The organism is Pedococcus cremeus, assembly GCF_900111375.1.
Taxonomy (GTDB): domain Bacteria; phylum Actinomycetota; class Actinomycetes; order Actinomycetales; family Dermatophilaceae; genus Pedococcus_A; species Pedococcus_A cremeus.
Window position 1 is genome coordinate 193,138 of sequence record NZ_FOHB01000008.1, and the last position, 21,576, is coordinate 214,713.

General features: G+C 67.7%; 18 protein-coding genes. 12 read left to right on the forward strand and 6 right to left on the reverse strand.

The window, feature by feature from the left end; all coding sequences use genetic code 11:
- Position 1 precedes the first annotated feature (1 nt).
- Entirely contained in the window at positions 2–271 is a 270-nt protein-coding gene (locus BMW78_RS16085) for a replication initiator (protein WP_091761806.1), read from the reverse strand.
- Between the two features lie 35 nt (positions 272–306).
- Positions 307–537, reverse strand: a complete 231-nt coding sequence (locus tag BMW78_RS16090; protein ID WP_143056304.1) for a hypothetical protein — start codon at positions 535–537, stop codon at positions 307–309.
- A 620-nt stretch (positions 538–1,157) separates the two neighbouring features.
- Between BMW78_RS16090 and BMW78_RS16095 the strand changes: the two genes are divergently transcribed.
- The 6 genes from BMW78_RS16095 (at position 1,158) to BMW78_RS16120 (ending at position 10,291) form a co-directional block, all read left to right on the forward strand.
- Positions 1,158–2,225: an AI-2E family transporter gene (locus BMW78_RS16095; protein ID WP_177180437.1), complete on the forward strand. Its 1,068-nt coding sequence runs from the start codon at positions 1,158–1,160 to the stop codon at positions 2,223–2,225.
- Between the two features lie 63 nt (positions 2,226–2,288).
- Complete coding sequence (locus BMW78_RS16100) at positions 2,289–5,192, forward strand: arylsulfatase (protein WP_091761812.1); 2,904 nt, start codon at positions 2,289–2,291, stop codon at positions 5,190–5,192.
- A 57-nt stretch (positions 5,193–5,249) separates the two neighbouring features.
- Positions 5,250–5,708 (forward strand): DUF6325 family protein, encoded by a 459-nt coding sequence (locus tag BMW78_RS16105; protein ID WP_091761814.1) that lies wholly within the window; start codon positions 5,250–5,252, stop codon positions 5,706–5,708.
- A gap of 251 nt (positions 5,709–5,959) precedes the next feature.
- On the forward strand, positions 5,960–7,207 hold the full coding sequence (locus tag BMW78_RS16110) for a cation:proton antiporter (RefSeq protein WP_091761816.1): 1,248 nt from the start codon (positions 5,960–5,962) through the stop codon (positions 7,205–7,207).
- Positions 7,208–7,242: 35 nt separating this feature from the next.
- The gene (locus BMW78_RS16115; protein ID WP_091761970.1) at positions 7,243–8,589 is read left to right on the forward strand and encodes an anaerobic sulfatase maturase; all 1,347 of its coding nucleotides are present in this window, start codon (positions 7,243–7,245) and stop codon (positions 8,587–8,589) included.
- A complete protein-coding gene (locus BMW78_RS16120; RefSeq protein WP_091761818.1) occupies positions 8,564–10,291 on the forward strand; it encodes a SulP family inorganic anion transporter in 1,728 nt (575 codons plus the stop codon). The genes BMW78_RS16115 and BMW78_RS16120 overlap by 26 nt, the downstream gene beginning before the upstream one ends.
- A 438-nt stretch (positions 10,292–10,729) precedes the next feature.
- On the opposite strand, the gene BMW78_RS16125 is transcribed toward BMW78_RS16120, so the two are convergent.
- Genes BMW78_RS16125 through BMW78_RS16135 form a run of 3 tightly spaced genes read right to left on the reverse strand, consistent with a single transcriptional unit; the run spans position 10,730 to position 14,234 of the window.
- Positions 10,730–11,530 (reverse strand): SCO family protein, encoded by an 801-nt coding sequence (locus BMW78_RS16125; protein WP_091761820.1) that lies wholly within the window; start codon positions 11,528–11,530, stop codon positions 10,730–10,732.
- Positions 11,527–12,480 carry a cytochrome c oxidase assembly protein gene (locus BMW78_RS16130; RefSeq protein ID WP_218144383.1) on the reverse strand — a complete coding sequence of 318 codons (954 nt, stop codon included), beginning with the start codon at positions 12,478–12,480 and terminating at the stop codon, positions 11,527–11,529. Before BMW78_RS16130 ends, BMW78_RS16125 begins: the two co-directional genes overlap by 4 nt.
- A gap of 29 nt (positions 12,481–12,509) precedes the next feature.
- Positions 12,510–14,234, reverse strand: coding sequence for a chloride channel protein (locus tag BMW78_RS16135; RefSeq protein WP_218144384.1), 1,725 nt, complete (start codon positions 14,232–14,234; stop codon positions 12,510–12,512).
- 365 nt (positions 14,235–14,599) lie between these two features.
- On the opposite strand from BMW78_RS16135, the gene BMW78_RS16140 reads away from it, so the two are divergent.
- From BMW78_RS16140 to BMW78_RS16150, 3 genes are all read left to right on the forward strand, one after another.
- Positions 14,600–15,079: a MarR family winged helix-turn-helix transcriptional regulator gene (locus BMW78_RS16140; protein ID WP_218144385.1), complete on the forward strand. Its 480-nt coding sequence runs from the start codon at positions 14,600–14,602 to the stop codon at positions 15,077–15,079.
- Between the two features lie 191 nt (positions 15,080–15,270).
- Positions 15,271–16,206: an ABC transporter ATP-binding protein gene (locus tag BMW78_RS16145; protein ID WP_091761822.1), complete on the forward strand. Its 936-nt coding sequence runs from the start codon at positions 15,271–15,273 to the stop codon at positions 16,204–16,206.
- Positions 16,196–16,984 carry an ABC transporter permease subunit gene (locus BMW78_RS16150; RefSeq protein WP_091761824.1) on the forward strand — a complete coding sequence of 263 codons (789 nt, stop codon included), beginning with the start codon at positions 16,196–16,198 and terminating at the stop codon, positions 16,982–16,984. The genes BMW78_RS16145 and BMW78_RS16150 overlap by 11 nt, the downstream gene beginning before the upstream one ends.
- A gap of 28 nt (positions 16,985–17,012) precedes the next feature.
- On the opposite strand, the gene BMW78_RS16155 is transcribed toward BMW78_RS16150, so the two are convergent.
- Entirely contained in the window at positions 17,013–17,705 is a 693-nt protein-coding gene (locus BMW78_RS16155) for a DUF4396 domain-containing protein (RefSeq protein ID WP_091761826.1), read from the reverse strand.
- A gap of 293 nt (positions 17,706–17,998) precedes the next feature.
- On the opposite strand from BMW78_RS16155, the gene BMW78_RS16160 reads away from it, so the two are divergent.
- The 3 genes from BMW78_RS16160 to BMW78_RS16170 all read left to right on the forward strand — a co-directional run bounded on the left by BMW78_RS16160 (position 17,999) and on the right by BMW78_RS16170 (position 21,342).
- Positions 17,999–19,177 (forward strand): cation:proton antiporter domain-containing protein, encoded by a 1,179-nt coding sequence (locus tag BMW78_RS16160; protein ID WP_245735910.1) that lies wholly within the window; start codon positions 17,999–18,001, stop codon positions 19,175–19,177.
- Positions 19,178–19,315: 138 nt separating this feature from the next.
- Positions 19,316–19,714, forward strand: a complete 399-nt coding sequence (locus BMW78_RS16165; protein WP_245735911.1) for a MerR family transcriptional regulator — start codon at positions 19,316–19,318, stop codon at positions 19,712–19,714.
- 95 nt (positions 19,715–19,809) lie between these two features.
- Positions 19,810–21,342, forward strand: coding sequence for a SulP family inorganic anion transporter (locus BMW78_RS16170; protein WP_218144386.1), 1,533 nt, complete (start codon positions 19,810–19,812; stop codon positions 21,340–21,342).
- The last annotated feature ends 234 nt before the right edge of the window (positions 21,343–21,576 follow it).

Sequence of the window (21,576 nt, forward strand, 5' to 3'; positions counted from 1 at the left end):
GCTAGGCAGGACGTCGGGCGCCCGTGGGCGCAGCGGTGGCCGGTGTCGCGCCGGGCCGGCACCGACCGCCGTTCGGGCGCGTGCCGTGGGCCGGGCCGAAGTAGGGGGCAGTGAGGGTGGCGAAGACCAGAGGGTTGTCCGCCACCGTCTGGAGGACGGTCTTGCCTCCGGCGATGCCGGCGCGGATGAGCTGGAAGGTGTCCGCGGCATACAGGCGCGAGCAGGACTCGCATTTGTCCGCCCGGCGGTTGCGGCACCGGGTGAACGTCACCCCCAGCGTCTCCTCCGCCGAGCCGTAGGAGCGGATCAGCGCCCCGGTGGTGTCGAACGCTTCGCCCGCGCGACCAGGCGAATGTGGTTGGCGCAGAACCCCACCCGTGAGAGGGCCTGCGACCAGTCGTCGTAGTCCCTGGACAGCATGCGGGCGAGGAGCTGGCGCGCGGCGATCTCGCTGAGATCCAGTTCGAGCGGGCGGTCTTCACCGGAGCGCAGGAGAGGCGGCCCATGCTCCGCCTGGTTGCCAGTCGTCGGCGACATGGCCACCCCCTCCCAAGGGTGTGCCGTGCGGAGCGAGGGGGACCGGTCCCCACGGCACACCCGGTACTGGGTGGACCACCTTGGTGGAGCCTTCAGCGCCCGGGTCCCCCTCGGTCGCTGGTCTATGAGCGATGTGCCAGCCGTCGGTGTCACCGTTCGGTTGAGCGGGGAGCCATCAACACCAATCGCGTACAACGACGAGCATCCGCAGAGTCCAGGTCTCGAATTTCGTTGCACCACAAGCAGGTTGCGGTCCTGTCGGGCGGTCGACGCCTGCGTTGTCGACATTTCGACGGTGACAGTCGAGGTGGCCCCTAGTCCACTCCTTGTCCGATTTGCCCGGTTCCCTTGACCGGATCTTCACCTAGGACCGGGAACCGCGGCGCCAAGAAGGACGAAGGCCGAGACGGCAACTCGCCGGGCGCCGGACCCAACGCTTCACCCAGGGTCATCCGCGGCGGGTGACGCGAGGACGGCAGGACCCGCCCACGGTGGAGGTGATCAGCGGTGAGCACAGCTGCCGTCGCGGTCTGCTGCGAGAGGGGGAGGCATGGCAACCTCCTCAATGGGTCACTCCAATGGCCAGTGATGTCGAGGGTGCATCCACCCATGGATCTCCCGTGGGGGCGCAGCGGGGACTGGCGGGTGTGGATGTCCCTGCGTGGTTCCGTAACGCCGGCCTCGGCGCTTGGCTGTTGCTCGGCATCGCCGGAGTTCTCGCCCTCCTGCTGGTACTGATCGCGCTTGTTGCGGACGTGGCCATCCCGTTGGCGATTGCTGCTGTGCTTGCGGCCATCCTGGTTCCACTTGCTGATCGTCTGGAACGGTGGCGCGTGCCCCGCTGGCTGGGAGCCACATTCGTCCTCATCCTTGCCCTGTCGATGATCGTGGTCACGATCGCCGTGGTCATCAACGGGCTCACGAGCCAGAGTGACGAGATCTGGGCCCAGATGGAAGCCTCGCTCAAGCAGGTGGACGACGCCGCGTCTTCGGACGGAGCCTCGGGCGGCCTCGTCGACGCGGCCCATGAGGTCGTCCGCGTGCTCACGTCAGGGGCCCTGGGAGCCCTCTTCAGCTCCGCAGGCAGTCTCGTCGTCGGGTCGGTCCTGGCCATGTTCATGCTGCTGTTCCTCTTGAAGGACTGGGAGCAGATCGTCGGTTGGACGGCCGGCCGCCTCGGGCTGCCTCCGGCGCTGGGTCGTAGCGTGCTCGACGGGACAGTGAACGCCTTTCGCGGATACGCCGCCGGGCTGACCCTGATAGGTGCGGCGAACGCGGTGGTCGTCGCCATCGGGGCCCTTGTGCTCGGCGTTCCGCTTGCAGGAACGATCGCGCTTGTCTCCTTCGTCACCAGCTATGTGCCCTACCTCGGTGCATTCGTCTCCGGCGCGTTCGCTGTGCTGATCGCATATGGATCCGGCGGCCTCGGCGACGCGGTGGCGATGCTGGCAATCGTGCTGTTGGCCAACAACACCATCCAGAACGTGGTGGAGCCGTTCGCGTTCGGGACCCGCCTGCGCCTGCACCCCCTCGCAGTCCTGCTCACCGTGACGACGGCGACGCTGCTCTTCGGAGTGATGGGAGCGATTCTGGCCGCGCCGCTGACCTCCGCTGCGGTGAACGCCTATCACGCGCTACGGAGCGAGGACCTCACGGAGAGTGGGTCCTTCGCCTCTGATGGCCTCTGACGTCCTGAGGTCCAGTGGTCAAAGGCTTGCAGATCGGTGGCCGTGTACGAGAGGGATCGGACGATGACCAAGACGCAGATGCTGCTCGTGGCGGCTTACCCCGATGTCGAGGTCGCCGAGGCTGAGTTCCGTGCGCTTGCCGACAAGGTCCGAGCCAAGGAGGTGTCGAGCCAGGGCATGATCCTCGTCGGCAGGGACGCCGACGGTACGCCTCGGCTGATGGACACCGGCAACCACCTCGGCCGTCGTGGTGCGGGTTGGGGCGGTGGAGCGGGTGTCCTGGTGGGGCTGTTCGCCCCGCCCATGCTCGGAGCGGCGGCGGTGGGCGCCGCCGCCGGGGCGGTGGTCGGCCACTTCGCCGGCCACAAGCTCACCGCGGCCATCCAGCAACAGGTAAGTGCGGCGCTGAAGGCGGGCACGGCGGCGATCATCGGCGTGTTCCCGGCCGAGTCTCGCCTCGACGTCGAGCGGGTTCTTCCGGGCTCACCCCTGAAGTCCGTCGTCGAGAGCGACGAGCGCGGCATCGAGGAGCTGAAGGCGAAGCTGGCCGAGGCGATGGGCAACTTCAACCCCGACCGGAGCGTCCTGCCCGTACCGGACCGCGGCTTCAGCGGCGTCGGCGGTCGGACGATCGACGAGTCCGTGGGCGACTGGAGCATCGTGGCGCCGACGAAGGCACCCGAAGGTGCGCCCAACGTCCTCGTCGTTCTCATCGACGACGCCGGCTTCGGGGGACCCGACACCTTCGGCGGCGGCATCCGGACGCCGAACCTCACCCGCGTGCAGCAGCAGGGCATCACCTACAACCGGTTCCATGTGACCGCGGTCTGCTCCCCGACGCGCGCCGCGATGCTGACAGGGCGCAACCACCACCGGGTTGGCATGGGTGGGATCGCGGAATTCCCCGCGCCGTTCCCCGGCTACACCGGTATCCGCCCGCGGTCCTGCACCGCGTTGCCCCGGATCCTCAAGGAGAACGGCTACGTCACCGGCGGGTTCGGCAAGTGGCACATAACCCCCGGGCATGACATGGGCACGGCGGGATCATTCGACCACTGGCCCACGGGATGGGGTTTCGACCACTGGTGGGGCTTCCTGACCGGTGCCGCGGGTCAGTACGACCCGATCATCACCCAGGACAACTCGACCCTCGGTGTTCCCGAGGGTCCGGACGGGAAGCCGTACTACTTCCCGGACGACATCACCGACAAGGCGGTCGAGTGGCTGCACGCAGTCCGCGCCCAGGACGCCGAGAAGCCATGGTTCGTCTACTACTCGACCGGCGCAACCCATGCGCCACACCACGTGGCCAAGGAGTGGGCGGACAAGTACAAGGGCCAGTTCGACGACGGCTGGGACGTGTACCGCGAGAAGACCCTCGAACGGCAGAAGAGGCTCGGCATCGTCCCGCCCGACACCGAGCTCACCGAGCGGCCCGCAGCGTACCCGGCCTGGGACAGCCTGAGTGACGCGGAGCGCAAGCTGTACGCCCGCCAGATGGAGGTGTTCGCCGGGTACTCGGAGAACGCCGACTGGAACGTCGGCCGGATGCTCGACGCGGTCGAGGAGATGGGCGAGCTCGACAACACTCTGGTCATTTACATCTGGGGCGACAACGGGGCTTCGATGGAGGGCACCGTAACGGGCTCGTTCAACGAGACCACCTTCTTCAATGGAGTGGTGCTCGACGCCGAGGAACAGTTCAAGATGATCGACAAGTACGGCGGCCTCGAGGAGCTCGGCGGTTTCCACACCGCCCCGCACTTCGCGGCTGCCTGGGCGCACGCGAACAACGCGCCTTTCCAGTGGGGCAAGCAGATGGCCAGCCACCTCGGTGGGACGCGTGACCCGATGGTCATCTCCTGGCCGAAGAGGATCGCCGGCGGTGGCCACCTGCGGGCGCAGTTCACCCACTGCATCGACATCGTCCCCACGGTCCTGGAGGTCATCGGGCTGCCCGAGCCGACCGTCGTCGACGGAATCGAGCAGGAGCCGATGGACGGCACCAGCTTCGCCTACACCTTCGACACGCCCGAGGCCGCCGAGCAACACACGGTGCAGTACTTCGAGATGTACGGCAGCCGCGCGATCTACAAGGACGGCTGGTGGGCTTGCACCAAGCTCGACAAGCTGCCTTGGGACTTCTCACCCGCCACCCTTTCGAGATTCGGCCCCGGCAGCGGCTGGGACCCCGGCCGGGACCCCTGGGAGCTGTACTACCTGCCCGATGACTTCTCCCAGGCCCATGACCTGGCTGCCGACAACCCCGAAAAGGTCGCCGAGCTGGTCGAGCTCTTCTGGGCCGAGGCCGAACGCAACCGCGTCCTTCCGCTGCTCGGCGGGTTCGCGGTGTTCTTCGGGATCCTGCCGCCGATGCCGACCCAGACCCGGTTCACCTTCGCAGGCGACGTCCAGAACATCCAGACCACGCAGATCCCCCGGATCATCGGTCGCTCGTACGCCATCGAAGCGGACGTGCACGTGCCCGAAGGGGGCGCCGAGGGCGTGCTCGTGGCCTTTGCCGACTTCATCGGCGGGTTCGCGCTGTGGGTCGACGAGAAGGGGCTCCTGAACCACACCTACCAGTACCTCGGCATCGACACCTACCGACAAACCTCCACCGAGCCGATCCCCACAGGCGACATCACCCTCAAGATGCTGTTCGACGCCGACCAGCCGACCCCCGGCACATCCGGCCACGTCACGCTGTGGGCCGGTGACAAGCAGATCGGGGAGGGAGACATCCCGCGCACCGTCTCGCTGATCTTCACGACCTACGCAGGCATGGACGTCTCCCGGGACAACGGCGGCGTCGTCGACCTCGACTACGAGGACCGGGCGCCGTACGCCTTCACCGGAACCGTGCGAAACGTCGTCTTCGACCTCGCGCCCCACGCCCACGACGAGGACCTCTCCCTCCACGAGTCCACCGCCCAGGCCGCACTCGCCCACGGGGCAGCCGGCTGAGCCTCCGCGCCGGAACCGACCGGTACGGCGTACCCAGCAGCACGAGAGGAGTCATGCATGAGCATCAACATCGACGAGCTCGGCCCGGTCGACTGGATCGTGGTCGAGTTCCCTGAGCCGAAGTTCACCGGCGAGGTCGCCCCGATCCTCAAGGACCTGGTCGACCGCGAGCTGATCCGCGTCCTGGACCTGATCTTCCTGAGAAGGGACCGGGAAGGCGGGTACGAGGTCCTCGAGGCCACCGACATGGAGGACAGCGACATCGGTGAGCTGCGCGCCTACGAGACGGAGCTGGCGATGGTGCTGAGCGAACAGGACGTCAACGACCTGGTCGAGACCATCGAGCCGGGAAACGCCGCTGCCGTTCTCGTGTGGGAGAACCTGTGGGCCGCTCCGTTCGGTTCCGCCGTCCGCCGTGCTGGCGGCCAGCTAGCAGCCAGCGGGCGCATTCCGATCCAGGCGGTGATCGCGGCCGTCGAGGCCGACGCCGCCGAGGCCGACGAGGAAGGAGACTGACATGCCCATGGCAGCCAGGCGCAGGAGAAGGACCGTAGCCGCGGTCGGAGGTGCCGTCGTGGTAGCGCACGGCATCAACCGTCGATCTGACCGACGAGAAGACCGCCGCGACGACCGCCGCGACCGTTTCGGCCGCGACTGACCGATCCCCGATCGACAGGGCCCAGCCGACGGAGGCGGCCGCTGTCTTCGCCCAACCTCATGCACCGGCACGGTCCCTGCCCGGGGTCCACCGAGACAGGAGAGCCACCGTGGATGTCACGGCCATCGTGGTGGTCACCGCGGCGTTGTTCGCCTGGGGGCTGATCTCGAATCGACTGGAGCGGGCCGACGTCACGGCGCCGATCGCGTTCGTCGTCGTCGGCCTTGCTCTGGCCGGACTGGGCCTGGTCGACGGCCCCTCAGGGCCAGAGGCCGTGACACCGCTGGTCGAGCTCACCTTGGTGTGGGTGCTGTTCTCCGACGCGGCGCGGTTGCCAGTGCAGGAGCTGCGCCGCGATGCCGGCCGCTACCTCCGCCTGCTGGCGATCGGCCTGCCGCTGACCATCCTGCTGGGCTGGGGGTTGGCCGCCTTGTTCTTCCCAGGGCTCGGCATGTGGCTGGCCCTGTTCGTCGGGGCGGCACTGGCCCCAACCGACGCCGCCCTCGGTGTGCCGGTCGTGAGCAACCCCGCCATTCCCTCACGTATCCGGCAGCTCATCACCGTCGAGAGCGGCCTCAACGACGGCATCGCCACCCCCGTGGTGATGCTCGCCATCGCCGGCGCCGCTGCCGCTGAGGGACTGGAGCACGCCGAGAGCGCGGGGCATGCCGCCGTCGAGCTGCTCATCGGCGCGGCGGTAGGCGTCGCGGTCGGCGGCGTGGGCGGTCTGGCACTGCGTACGGCCCGTCGCCATGGGACCGCCGCGGAGTCGTTCGCCGGCATCGCCGTCCTGGCGTTGGCGCTGGCGGCGTATGCAAGCGCCCTGGCGCTGCAGGGCAACGGCTTCGTCGCAGCCTTCTGCGGGGGTCTGGCGTTCGGAGCGTGCGCCGGTCGCCGGGCTCCGGCCGAGCTGGAGTTCCTCGAGCAGATGGGCATGCTGCTGGCGTCGCTGGTGTGGATGGCCTTCGGTGCTGTCGCCGTCCCGATCATGCTCGACCGCATCGACGGCAGGAGCATCGTCTACGCCGTCCTGAGCCTCACGGTGGTCCGCATGCTCCCCGTCGCGCTCGTCTCGCTCGGTGCAGGTCTGGACCGCACCACGATCCTGTTCATCGGCTGGTTCGGCCCCCGTGGTCTGGCCTCGCTGGTGTTCGCGCTTCTCGCCTTGGAAACGCTGGGGACCCAGGCCGACGAAGCCGTGACCGTACTCGCGACGACCGTCCTGCTCAGCGTCGTCGCCCACGGAATCACTGCGGCACCGCTCGCACGACGCTACGGCGAGTTCGCAGCCGCTGCCGGTCCTGAGCCCGGTGGGCCTGTCGAGGTCACCCCGCTGCGCAGTCGGTTGAGCCGATGACGAAGTACGAGGCCACCACGGGACCGACTCCCACCATGCCTGAGGCACGACGTCTCTTCCATGTGATGGTCAAGCCCACGGGGGCCGTGTGCAACCTGGACTGCGAGTACTGCTTCTTCCTGTCCAAGGAGATGCTGTATCCCGGCAGCAGGTTCCGCATGGCCGAGGACCTGCAGGAGGCCTACATCCGGCAGATGCTGGACGCCCACCCGGACGCGTCCGAGGTCGTGATGGCCTGGCAGGGCGGCGAACCGACCATGATGGGTCTGGGCTTCTTCCGGCGGGCGATGGAACTGCAGGAGCAGTTCAAGCGTCCGGGTCAGCGGGTCCTGAACACGCTGCAGACCAACGGAACCCTGCTGGACGACGAGTGGGGCACCTTCTTGAAGGAGAACGACTTCCTGGTCGGGATCTCGATCGACGGACCGCCCGCGATGCACGACACGTATCGGGTCGACAAGGGCGGTAAGCCCACGTCGCAGCGGGTGCTGAAGGGGCTCGACGTGCTGAAGAAGCACGGCGTCGAGTGGAACGTGCTGACCACAATCCACGCCGGCAACGACGATCACGGCGACGAGGTCTACCGCTACCTGCGCGACGAGCTCGGCGCGTCGTTCATCCAGTTCATCCCGATCATTGAACGGGCGACGCCGGAGACTCTGCAGATCGCGGACGCGGGCTGGGGGAGTGGGGTGCACGGCCGGCCCCTGTACGTCCAGGATGGCTCCCTGGTGACCCACCGCTCAGTCTCACCCGAGCAGTACGGGCGGTTCATGATCGACGTGTTCGAGGAATGGGTCCGCCGCGACATCGGGTCGGTGTACGTCCAGATCTTCGACACCGCGTTGGCCTCCTGGTATGGCGAGGGCGGAGGCATGTGTATCCACGCGGAGACCTGCGGGTCCCAGCTGGCCCTGGAACACAACGGTGACCTGTACTCGTGCGACCACTTCGTCGAGCCGGGCTACCTGCTGGGCAACATCGGCGACCGGACCATGCTCGAGCTGGTCGACCTGCCGCAGCAGCGGAAGTTCGGGCAGGACAAGCGTGACACGCTGACCCAGTTCTGCCGCAACTGCGACGTACGTTTCGCCTGCAACGGGGGATGTCCCAAGGACCGGTTCACGACTGCTCCGAACGGAGAGTCCGGTCAGCACTACCTGTGCTCGGGCTACCTGTCGTTCTTCCACCATGTCCGCGAGCCGATGGAGGCGATGGCCCACCTCTTGCGGGAGGGCCGCGCCCCGTCAGAGCTGATGGCCGTGTACGCCCGCGACGACGCGGACCGTGGGCACAACGAGCCCTGCACATGTGGGTCGGGCAAGACGTGGAAGAAGTGCCACGGATCGGTGGGCGATGACAGACCCCAAGCAGACCGCTGACACCCGCAGAAGCCACCCCCTCCTCAACGGACTTCGGAGCTGGGTCCGTTCGATCAAGCCTGATCGAAAGGACTTCGGCAAGGACGTCGTTGCTGGGTTGCCGGGCGCAATCAGCAGCGTCCCCGACGGCATGGCCTCCGCGGTGCTGATCGGGGTGAACCCCGTGTACGGCCTGTACGCGAGCATTGCGGGCCCGGTCGCCGGCGGCCTCACCTCCAGCACACGACTGATGGTGATCACCACCACGACCGCCGCGGCCATCGCGGCAGGTTCGGCCGTGTCAGGGTTCGACGCCGAGCAACGACCGGGGGCGCTGTTCCTCCTGACCTTCCTCGCGGGCCTGGTGATGGTCGGGGCGGGGCTGCTCAAGCTGGGCCGCTACACCCGGTTCGTCTCCCACTCGGTCATGACCGGCTTCCTGACCGGTGTCGCCGTCAACATCATCTGTGGCCAGCTGGGCGACCTGACAGGGGTTTCCCCGGAGGGGGCCAACTCGTTGGCCAAGGCACTCGACGTCATCACCCACCCGAGCAGCATCGAGGTGGCGGCGATGTTGGCGGGTCTCGGTGCCCTGGGCATCCTGTTCGGCCTGGCCCGGACACGCCTGAGCACCATGAGTGCCCTCGTCGCGCTCATCCTGCCCACCTTGGCGGTCGCTCTCGCCGGCGCCACTGCCGTCGTCCGGGTCGCCGACAGCGGGGACATCCCGCGGTCGTTGCCCATGCCGTCCCTGCCCGACCTGAGCCTGATCTCAGTCGACCTCGTTCTCAACGCGTGCGCCATCGCGGTGATCATCCTGGTCCAGGGTGCAGGCGTGAGCGAGGCTGCGCCGAATGGGGACGGGCGACCCTCGAACATGAATCAGGACTTCGCTGCCGAGGGGATCGGGAACCTCGCCTCAGGCCTGTTCTCAGGCCAACCCGTAGGCGGATCCGTGGGGCAGACGGCCCTCAATGTCTCGGTGGGAGCGCGGACCCGCTGGGCAGCAATCTGGTCCGGCCTCTGGATGGTGGTCATTCTCGTGCTCTTCGCCGGACTCGTCGGCAAGGTCGCCATGCCCACCTTGGCCGCGGTGCTCATCTTCGCGGCAGTGGGGTCGCTCCGACTGGGAGTTCTCGCCGCGATCTGGCGCACTGGGCGTCTGTCCCAGATCGCTTTGACCGCCACGTTCGTGGCCACCTTGTTCCTTCCCGTTGCGGTGGCCGTCGGTGTCGGCGTTGCGATCTCCCTGCTCCTGCAGCTGAACCGGGAAGCGATGGACCTCACTGTCGTCGAGTTGATACCACGAGATGACGGGCGATTCGAGGAGCAGCCGGCGCCCAAGTCTCTGCGCAGTGACCAGGTGACCGTCCTCGACGTCTACGGCAGCCTGCTCTTCGCCGGCGCCCGTACGCTGCAAGCCCGACTGCCCGAAGTCGGGCATGCCCAGAGACCGGCGGTGGTCCTCCGCCTGCGCGGCCGGACCTCGCTCGGCGCGACCTTCTTCCGGATCCTCGCCACCTACGCCGAACAGATCGGCGCCTCAGGGGGTCGCCTTTACCTGTCCGGGCTCGACTCCGACATGGCCGCGCTGCTGGCCCGCACCGTTCCGGTGACCGCTGAACCGCCCGAGCGAGTATTCGGAGCCACCCCAGTCATCGGCGAAGCCACCTGGGCAGCGCTGCACGAGGCACAGGCCTGGGTCGTCAAGTCGAAGAACTGACGGACGTCGCTTTCGGGTGAGGTCACCTCCCCGTCGTCCTTTCTCCACCCGACGGGAACCCCGTCTGACCAGCGCAAACGCGCGAGATCGGGCGGGGTTCTTCCTTTGTCATTCTGACCCCGCCTCTTTTCGTGTGCCCCGGCGTGCCCCCGAGCGTTCAGACGCGCCAGTCCGGCCCGGTCCGCGGGGGTGCCGAGGTGGTGCAGGTAGAGGTTCGTTGTCGCGATGGACGCGTGCCCCATCCAGGCCGGCCCTCCGCCAGCGTCGACCAGCCGAGGGTCCGCTTGAACGCCGTCGAGTGCAGCCGGTGCCCCGAGGAGGTGACGAACAGGGCAGCGTCGCCTCCCGTCCGGCGGCCATCGAGCGGACCAGCGGCAGGACCCGGTCGGACCTCACTGCACCTTCACCTGGCGTGATGTGGCCTCGCCGCGGGTCGCCTCAGTCGAGGGGCTTCCCCGAAACGTAGGTGACGGCCTCTTCGACGTCGCGAACCGTCCAGCTCGGATCGGTGGGGGACGTCAGGTTGTGCATGCCCTCGGAGTTGAGGAACCGGAACATCCGTCCGGACGGTCTCTTGCCCGACGTGTTGGGTGTGCCGTCGTCAACCCATCGAGCATGGCCACGTGGGTCGATGACGTACACGACGTCCTGGTGGTGCACGTCGTACGTCAGCGCTGCACCCGTCCACCAGTCCCTCGGGGCGGGGGTCACATCTTCCTTGGCCCGCTGCTGGTAGACGCCGAGGAACGTCCAGAGAGCGTCGAGTCCCTGCCTGCTACCGGTGGCGAGCGTCCAGTCGCGAGCGGCGCCGAAGAGCTTCTCATATGCGGCGAGTCGGGCCACGGTGTCCCTGCCGGGGTCAACTGTCGCTTCTATCACTTGGACGTCGCCCGAGCGCCCGTCGCGTTGGATCGCTGCGGCGACGTCATGGAGGTTGACGCTGGTGAGGGGGCAGACCTCTTGGCACAGGGTCAGGAAGTCACCGAGCACCACCGTCTTGCCTCGCAGGGACGCGAGGGTGAAGTGCCGGCCGTGCTGATCGGACAACGGCAGGTTCGCGATGGTGTCAGGGAGCGCTTCGTCCAGGACTGTGCCGGAGGCTGGCGTGGCGGGTGTCCTCGACTGGGAAGGGGTGGCGTTGCTGCAACCTGAGAGCAGCACTGCAGCGCAAAGACCCAGGGCCACGCTCGCGCGCCGCGCGCGGACGACCGGCCCTCGCCTACCGGTGGCATGCGTCATCGTCGGTCGCCCTGTTCACCTATGGGGGTGCTGCGTTGTGGCGCGAGTTGGGCCAACCAGTCGTTGTAGGCGTTCAACGCTTCATCGCCGCGGTCCGCGGCTCGGTCGGCCCGGCGCGCCTCCCGGTCACTGGCGCGGGCCCACTGCACGAAGAGCACTGCCACCACGAGCAACGTGGGGATCTCGCTGAAGGCCCACGCGATTCCCCCGCCGAGCTGCTGGTCGGTCACCGGAGTCGTACCCCAACCCGGTGGCGCTGTCTTGTACGTCCTGACGAGAAGCGTCGTGCTGGTCATCACGATGACGCCGAAGAAGGCGTGGAACGGCATCGCCACGAACAGCTCGAGCATCCGCAGGACCGGACTCGTGGCACGGGGGTTGGGGTCGATGGCCATGATGGGCCAGAACAGCAGGAGCCCCACTGCGAGGAAGTGCACCAGCATCAGGTCGTGACCCCACCAGGTACGCATGGCAGCGTCGAACACCGGCGTGAAGTAGAGCCCGTACAGACTGGCGATGAACAGGGGCAACGTGACAACAGGCTTTGTCATCACCGCAAGGACTCGACTGTGCAGGCACCGCACGACCAGACGCCTGACGATCGCGCCGGCTCCCTGGGCGGGGGTCGCTCGGAGGCACAGCATGACCGGGGCCCCCATGAGCAGCAGCAGTGGCGCGAGCATGCTCAAGACCATGTGCTGCACCATGTGAACGCTGAACAGCCGCATCGCATACCCGTTGAGCGCGGTGCCGGTGACCGCCAGGACGATCAGCAAACCGCTGGTGAAGCTGATCCACCTCCCGACGGGCCATGTGTGGCCGCGCCGGAGGAGGTGCACGACGCCCCAGCTGTACGCAACGAACGCGAGCAGGCACAGCACCGGCAGTACGGGGAGTGGTTGGGGATGCCAGGCCAGCAATCGCCGCAGCACCGGCGGGTGCAGCGGCATCCACATGAGGTTGCCGAGGGGCCCCACGGTCACGCCTGCTGGGGTGCGGCCGACTGGTGGGTTGTCCCTCCCCCTCCTGCCGCGCCACGTCGGGCGGTGAACAGGGCGCGGTAGTCGAGCCACCCGATGACCGTGTCGTCCTCATCCACAACGGGCAGCGCGCTCGTGTCGTCGCGCGACAGTGCTTCAGCGGCTGTGTCCAGAGTGTCGCCGCCGCGGATGACGGTGGGCACCTCGGTGGCCAGCGACGCGGCTGCGGCGTCGTGCCTTCCGTCCGCGAGGGCCGCCGAGACGCCGCGGGCGGTGACGACACCGAGGTAGTCGCCGCTCTCCGCGAGGACTGGCAGGATGCCGAACCGGCTGCCAGCGAGAGCAGTGGCGACGTCGGCGAGGGCCGCGTCCTCGGAGACCGGTTGCGGCACCGGGGTCATCACCTCATGGACATGTACCGGCCCGTGGTGGGGGACCAGGGTCTCCGGGCGGGCGAGGGAGACCCCGCGGCGACGCAGCTTCAATGTGTAGATGGTGTCCGCTGAGATCCGGTGGCTGATGCCCGTAGCGAGCACGATCGCGGCCATCAGCGGGAGGATGATCGTGTACTCGCCGGTCAGCTCGAAGAGGATGATCACGGCGGTGATGGGTGCGCGCGCGGCGCCGGCGAACACCGCCCCCATGCCGATGAGACCGTAGGCGCCGACCGGACCCGCGATGGCCGGTGCCAGCATGTGGGCGGCCTCCCCGAATCCCGCCCCGAGCATGGCGCCGATGAACAGGCTGGGGGCGAAGACGCCACCGGAGCCGCCGATGCCGATCGTCAGGCTGGTCGCCACCATCTTGCCCACCAGGAGCAGCAGGAGGAATGCGACGGTGTAGCGGCCGTCGACGGCGTCGCCCAGTACGGGGTAGCCCACGCCGTACATCTGGGGGAGCACGAGCAGAAGCAGGCCCAGGAGGATGCCGCCGGCTGCGGGACGCAGCCACTCCGGCCCTCGCCACACGCTGTCGCACAGGTCCTCGATGGCGTAGAGCACCTTGGTGAACAGGACTCCCACACCGCCGGCCAATAGGCCCAGCAGGGCGAAGAGAAGGTACTCCGAAGGGTGCTGCACGGTGAAAGGCGGCAGATTGAGGAACGGCGTGTCGCCCAGGACGGCGCGGCCGATGACGCTGGCAGCCACAGACGAGAGCACGACCATGCCGAACGCCTGGGCGGTGAAGTCGGCCAGGATCAGCTCCATAGCGAAGAACACGCCCGCCAGCGGGGCGTTGAACGTCGCCGCGATACCGGCGGCTGCCCCGCAGGCGACCAGGACGCGCAGCCGCACCTCCGGGACGCGCAGGGCGCGACCCAGGGTGGAGCCGAGTGCGGAGCCGATCTGCACGATGGGGCCCTCCCGCCCCACGGAACCGCCGCCACCGATGCACAGCGCCGACGCCAGGGCCTTCACGGCGGCAACCTGCGGGGCGATTCGACCGCCACGATGCGACACGGCATACATGACTTCGGGGACGCCGTGCCCGCGCGCCTCCCGCGCGAAGAAGTGCACGAGGGGGCCGTAGAGCAGACCAGCCACGACGGGCGCGCCGATGACGAACCAGCGACCCAGAGAAGGCAGTGACGGGTGCGCGGCCCCCGCGGCGCCGGCGTAGTCCGCATGCCCCGAGAGCAGCAGCGTGAACGTTCGAATGAGCCACCGGAAGAGCACCGCGAAGGCGGCGGCGGCGCCTCCCACGGCCAGTGACAGGGCCAGCAAGCCAGCATTCGACGTACGGGCTGCGGCGCCCAGACGAGTGCCAGTCCTGCCCGCCAGCCGACGCCCTGGAGGCGCTGCGGTGGTCGCTGGCACGGAAGCGGGAAAGGAGCTGGCCATGAATTGCATACTGCAATACTTGCTCGCATCAACACAAACTCGTCCAACCGCCGAGCCGCCCCGCTGGGAAGGCCGCGGGTCAGCGATGAGCCGTGTCCCGCGTTCGACCAGACGCCTGTCGGCGGGCGGGTTTCGGCAGTTGCTAGGACTCGTCGGAAATCATGAATTGCATCGTGCAAGAATTGAGGCGATGAGCGTAGGTATGCCACACGACCGCGATGGGGCCGATGACATGGGGAGAATCGCGCGTGCCCGGTGATCGGCCCGACGTCGACGACCTGGTGACGGCCCTGCTGACCGCATCTCGGGTCCTGGTCGGCGTCTCCGCGCGCTCTCTCGCCCACCTCGACGAGTCGGTCACGGTGACACAGTTCCGCGTGTTGGTCGTGTTGCGCGGGCACGGCGAGACGCGCTTGAACCTGCTTGCCGAGCGCCTGGGGGTGAGCCCGTCGACGGCATTGCGAACCGTGGACCGGCTGATCGCCGCCGACTTGGTGACCCGAAGAGAGAACGACCAGGATCGACGTGAGGTGGTTATCCACCTGACCGACAGAGGGGTGCGGGTCGTCGACGAAGTAACGGCACAACGACGGTCGGCGATCCGGACCATCGCCGAGAGCATGCCTCGACCGGAGGCAAAGCAGCTTGTCAAGGCCCTGACGGCGTTTGCCGCTGCTGCGGACGAGCCGGCAGTCGCCCTCGACGCCGCCACGATGTGGGGCTGGTGACCGCGGTTGCTCCTCGGAGCTGACGTGGCCCGCCCGTCTACCCCCAGGCTCAAGCTCCGGCCATACTCGTCGCCGCTCACGACGATCTGACAAGCAAGCTGCGCCCTTTGCATGTGCCCGGCCAGGTTACTGCATCTTTCCAAAACGATTGCGCAGTGCAATTATTGAGGGACGCAACGGATGGAGTGGCGATGGAAGCCGGGCAACGGCGGTCGTCTACGACAGCGGTCGCGCTCGAGGCGCTCACCAAGAGGTTTGGTCGACAACGTGGGATCGAGCGCGTGTCCTTGGAGGTTCAGGCAGGGGAGGTCTTGGGATTCCTCGGCCCCAACGGCGCAGGGAAGTCCACAACGATTCGGCTGGTGGTGGGCCTGCTGCTGCCCACCTCCGGGTCGGTTCGGGTGTTCGGCTCTGACCCTCGCCACGATGTCTCTGTGCGCCGGCGCATCGGCTACCTGCCGGGTGAGTTGGCCCTGTACCCCTCACTGAGCGGCGCAGAGCTGATCGGACGAGTGGCCCTTATGCGCGGAGGTGTCGAACCTCGACGGGTCGACCAGCTGGTCGAGCGGTTGCGCGTGGAGCTCGACCGCCCGATCCGCGCTCTGTCCAAGGGGAACCGGCAGAAGGTCGGCCTGATCCTGGCGTTCATGCACCAACCCGACCTTCTGGTGCTCGACGAGCCGAGCTCCGGGCTGGACCCGCTGCTGCAGGAGGAGTTCGAAGGTCTGGTCAGAGAACGAGTCCGCGACGGCGCGACGGTCTTCCTGTCCTCCCACGACCTGGACGAGGTCGACCGCGTCGTCGACCGGGTCGCGATCATCCGGCGGGGCCGACTGGTGGGCGTCGACACCTTGGACCAGCTGCGACAGAGAGCCCCGCGACTGGTCGAGGTGCGTTTCGCCGAACCCGTCGACCCGACCCGGATCCTGGCCCTCCCAGGGGTCCGGGCGCTGGATGCGAACGCGACGGAGTTGCGGCTGGAGGTGACCGGCCCCCTGGGCGAGCTCCTGCAGGCCGTACAGCCGTTGGGCGTCGCCGACCTGACCGCCCGACCGGCCTCCCTGGACGCGATCTTCCGGTCTTTCTACGAGGACATCCCCCGAGGGGAGGAGATCCATGCGTACTGACTTCGCTCGTCTGGACCTGCGCCTGAGGCGGCGGGGCTCGTGGGCGTACTCGCTCGGTATCGGCGCGTACGCCCTGCTCATCGTCCTGCTCTACCCGGCCTTCAAGCACGATACGTCGCTGGACCAGCTGATGCGCGGCAACCCCACCATGGCAGCCCTGTTCGGCGTCTCCGGCTCGCTGACGTCTCCGGCGGGATGGTTGAACGCGAACCTGTACGCCAACATCGTTCCGCTCTTCGCGCTGCTGGTGACCATCGGATACGGGGCCGCAGCCGTCGCCGGTGACAACGGGGACGAACGACTTGGTCTGCTCGCAGCCCTGCCGGTCAGCCGGCACTCGTTGCTCGCGCAGAAGCTACTGGCACTGGGGGTGCTGTCCCTGCCTGTGGCTGTCGCGACGCTCGCAGCCGACGTGGTCGGCCGGTTCTACCAGCTGCGGCCCTCGTGGCAGGGCTTGGTCGGTGTCACTGCCGGGGTGGCGTTGACGGCCATGGTCTTCGGCTGCCTCGCCCTTGCCACGGGATGCCTGACCAACAGCAGAGGGACCGCCATCGGCGTTTCGTCAGCCGTCGCAGCCGCCTCGTACGTGATCAGCTCCCTGTCCGGCAGCGTCGTCTGGGTGCACCACCTACGGCTCCTGTCACCTCTGTACTGGGCGGTCGGGCAGAACCAGGTTGAGAACGGGCTGCCTATGTCATCGCTGATCGCCTTCATCGCAACTGCCGCCGTCCTCAGCGGTATCGCATTCTGGGCGTTCGACAGGCTCGACCTGCGCTGAGGAACCGGGGCCGGTCGTGATGGCTCGGTCACATCGCCTCCTTGATCCCACGGCGAATAAGCCAAACGTTCGCCGGCCACGCGGTGAAGAAGCCGATGACCATCCCGATCTGCATCAGGAACCAGTACGTGACCTGATTGGGATGCAGGTGCGGACCAGGGAAGAACACGAACGCCATGAGGAGCATCCAGCCGAACAACCCTACTTCAAACGCCGACAGGCTCAGGATGTCCGCCTTGACCGCTGCGGCCAGGCCCTTGCGCAGCCCCAGGCCCCGCATGGGGGCGATCGCGAAGTACTGGAACGCCACTCCGAGGAGAACCGCGGCGATGTAGCCGCCGATCATCTCGGCGAAGACAGCCTTGGAAGCGATGGTGACTCCTGCCGCGAAGATGGCGAACTCCGCGATGATGTCGCCGAGGGTGCACCCAGCACCGCAGTGACTGACACCGATTGCGGTCGTGGCCCACTTGGGCTTCTCCGGTGGCCCGTCAGCGTCCCGCTCTCGCTGCCAGCGGTGCGACATCGGCCTACCGAACCGGCGGTACGCCCACGAAGCCAAGGGTCCGAAGTACAAGGCTGTGACGGGCCACACCGCCTCCATGACCCGCATCGGCTGGCGGTACTTCCGCAACCACATGTCAGTGGCAATGTCAGTCGCACACACCAATGCGAGCACGATCGACACCCAGGAGATGATGACCAACCATTGCGGAACCATGACTCCTTCCTACCCAAAAGTGACGAAATATCCCTACAACTACAAGGCGTCGTACGGGGATGCACGATGTGGGCCGCGCCGGGAATGTCCCCCGCCACGCTGGTGGAGGTCATTGGCCGGGACGGCGGTTCTCGGAGCAGACCTCACTGCGCCGGATCTCATGGCAGCGCCGACGTGGTCGAGCGGCGCAAGGGCCACGACCTTCTCGAACTGTTGCGGCTCTTGGCTTACCTGACGATGCTTGCCGAGCCGGCACGGACGCTGACCGGTGCCCGGCGGAAGGAGCGGCGCAGGTGGATGCGGGACTGCTCACCCTGTGCTTCGCGGTGCTCCTCGTCATCGGGGTGCTGATCTCCGAGCTGGCGAACCGCACCGTGCTGTCCACGGCGGTGCTCTTCCTGCTCGGCGGCTTCCTTCTGGGGCCGGGTGCCCTGAACGTGCTCCACATCGAGGCCGGCGACGAGGGTGTCTCCGTGCTGGCTGAGCTGGCGCTTTTCTCCGTGCTCTACAGCGACGGGATGAAGGTCGGTTTCCGTGACCTGCGCCGCGCGTGGCGCTTGCCCGGGCGGGCGCTGTTGCTCGGGTTACCGATCACGTTGCTGCTCACCGCTGTTGCAGCCCACTACATCGTGGGGCTCGACTGGTTGCCATCCCTCCTGCTCGGCGCCGTGCTGTCACCCACTGACCCTGTGTTCGCGGCCGCCATCGTCGGGCGCGAGGAGGTGCCCGGGCGGCTACGTCACCTGCTGAACGTGGAGTCGGGGCTCAACGACGGACTCGCCCTGCCGATTGTGCTCGTGCTCCTGGCCGCCAGTGGTGGGGCCGACGCCAGCGGCTGGGGGCTTGCCTGGGAGCTGGGCCTGGGCGTGGCGATCGGTGTCGTCGTGCCGCTGCTGGTGCTGTCCCTCGAGCGGTTGCCGTTCCTGGCGGCCACCAAGAGCCTGCAGCCCCTTCTCCCTGCCGCCATCGGGCTGCTCGTGCTGGGTCTGTGCCTGACCACCAGCGGCAACCTCTTCCTTGCCGCCTTCGCCGCGGGCATCACCGTCGCCTCTTTCGCGCCCGAGTTCCGTCACGAGTTCGAGCAGCTCGGTGAGCTCGTCGCCGAACAGCTCAAGCTGCTCGCCATCCTGGTGTTCGGCGCCCTGATCACCCCTGCGTTCCTGTTCCAGGAGACACCCTGGACCGGCTGGGTCTTCGCTGTCATCGCGCTGGTCCTCGTCCGCCCACTGGCACTGCTCATCTCGCTGGCCGGCTCAGGGCTGGCGATGCGCGAGCAGGCGGCAGTCATGTGGTTCGGGCCCAAGGGATTCGCCTCTGTCGTCTACGGCCTCTTGGTGCTCGACTCCGGCATCGCGGACGCCAACGTGCTGTTCCATCTGATCGCTTTGACCATCGCGGTCTCGATCATCGCGCATTCGTCCACCGACGTCGTGGTCGCACGCCAGTTCAAGCAGGAGGCATCGCTGCGCTGACGCCAGGCCCCAAGGATCGTTTGATATCTGACCTAACGTGAGGGTAGGGTTCTCTGCGGTTCAGGGCCGTTCAGCGCGAGGGGGAGTATGAACGGCTTCGGGCCCACCCGCCTCCTCTCCTCACGCAGGAAGTACCTGATGAGCCACTCCACCCGCAGCGACCGCATGCAGATCGGCGACGTCGCCGAGCGGACCGGGCTCAGCCTGCGCACCATTCGTCACTACGAGGACGTGGGCCTGTTGCCGCAGGCCGAGCGCAGCCCAGGAGGGTTCCGCCTCTATGGCGAGGAGGCGGTGCAACGGCTGCTGGTCATCAAGCGGATGAAGCCGCTGGACTTCACCCTTGAGGAGATGCGTGACCTCATCGAGGTCCGCGAGCGGCTTGCCAGTCCGCGGCTGTCGGCCAAGACCCGCTCTTCCCTGCTCGAGCGGCTGGCGGCCTACCAGTCGCTGGTCGAGCACCAGCTCGCCACCCTGCGCGACAAGGTCGACAACGCCCAGACGTTCGCCGACCAGCTGCGCCACGAGCTGGGCTAGACCGGCTTCACCCTGAGAGCTTTCGCCCCCTGCACATCGAGGTGCCGGGGCTGGCCATCGCGGCCACCCATCACGAACACCACTGGAGTACCCCTGTGTCTGCTGCCCCGCCCAGCCCTGCGCTGGACCACCCAGCCGAGTTCGCCCACGAACGCGACGTCACCTCCGTCCGTGCCGCGTTGCGTTCGCCGAAGCGCCTGCGGGTCGAGGTGCTCGGTGGCCTCGTCGTGGCGCTGGCCCTGATCCCCGAGGCCATCTCGTTCTCGATCATCGCCGGTGTCGACCCCCGCGTGGGCTTGTTCGCCTCCTTCACCATGGCGGTCTCGATCGCGTTCCTCGGCGGTCGCCCCGCGATGATCTCCGCCGCCACCGGTGCTGTCGCCCTGGTCATCGCCCCGGTGGTGCGCGAACACGGCCTGGACTACCTCATCGCCACGGTCATCCTCGCCGGCATCATCCAGGTCGTCCTCGGTGTCCTCGGGGTCGCCAAGCTCATGCGGTTCATCCCCCGCTCGGTCATGGTCGGCTTCGTCAACGCCCTGGCCATCCTGATCTTCATGGCCCAGCTGCCGCACCTGATCGGGGTGTCGTGGGTCGTCTACCCGCTGGTCGCCGTCGGCGTCGCCGTGATCGTGCTGCTGCCGCGGGTCACCACCGTGGTGCCCGCGCCGCTGGTCGCCATCGTCGGCCTGACCGTGGTCACCGTCGCCGCGGCCATCGCGGTGCCCACGGTCGGCGACGAGGGCAAGCTCCCCGACAGCCTGCCCAGTCTGTTCTTCCCGCACGTGCCGCTCACCCTCGAGACGCTGTCCATCATTGGCCCGTTCGCCCTCGGCATGGCGCTGGTGGGGCTGATGGAGTCGCTGATGACTGCCAAGCTCGTCGACGATGTCACCGACACCCACTCCCATAAGTCGCGAGAGGCGTGGGGCCAGGGCGCCGCGAACATCATCACCGGCTTCTTCGGCGGTATGGGCGGGTGCGCCATGATCGGCCAGACCATGATCAACGTGAAGGGCTCCGGCGCCCGGACCCGGATCTCGACCTTCCTCGCCGGCGTGTTCCTGCTCGTCCTGGTCGTCGGGCTCGGCGACATCGTCGGCATCATCCCCATGGCTGCACTGGTCGCGGTGATGATCATGGTGTCTGTAGGGACCTTTGACTGGCACAGCATCCAGCCCGCGACCCTCAAACGGATGCCCAAGAGCGAGACCCTCGTCATGCTCGCCACCGTCGCCGTCGTGGTCGCCACCCACAACCTGGCCATCGGCGTCGTGGTCGGCGTGCTCGTCGCGATGGTCATGTTCGCCCGCCGCGTCGCCCACTTCACCGAGGTCGTCGACGTCGCCCACCCCGATGAGGACACCCGCGTGTATGCCGTGGTCGGCGAGCTGTTCTTCGCCTCCAGTAACGACCTTGTCACCCAGTTCGACTACGTCGGCGACCCCAAGAACGTGGTCATCGACATGTCGCAGTCCCACATCTGGGACGCCTCCACGGTCGCGACTCTCGACGCCATCCAGACCAAGTACGAGGCCAAGGGTAAGAAGGTCGCGATCATCGGTCTGAACGACGCGAGCCAGGAGCGTCACGAGCGCCTGGCCGGACACCTCGCCGGCGCTCACTGAGAGCGATCAGCGAGACGGACAGCCTCCCCTGTTGGGCGGGCCGGGAGCAGCGGTCGCACGGCTCGCATGTCCACTCGGTGAGGACTTTCCTTACTGGCTCAAACGCGGCTCCGCCGCGGGCCGGGGCCTGCGGCCCCGGCCGTGCCGGGCATGCGGCCTGGCGGCCGTTCCGGGCGCGGCCGGAACCGCCGGCGGCCGGCCACAGCAAGAAGTGCCCCGGAACCAGTCCGAGGC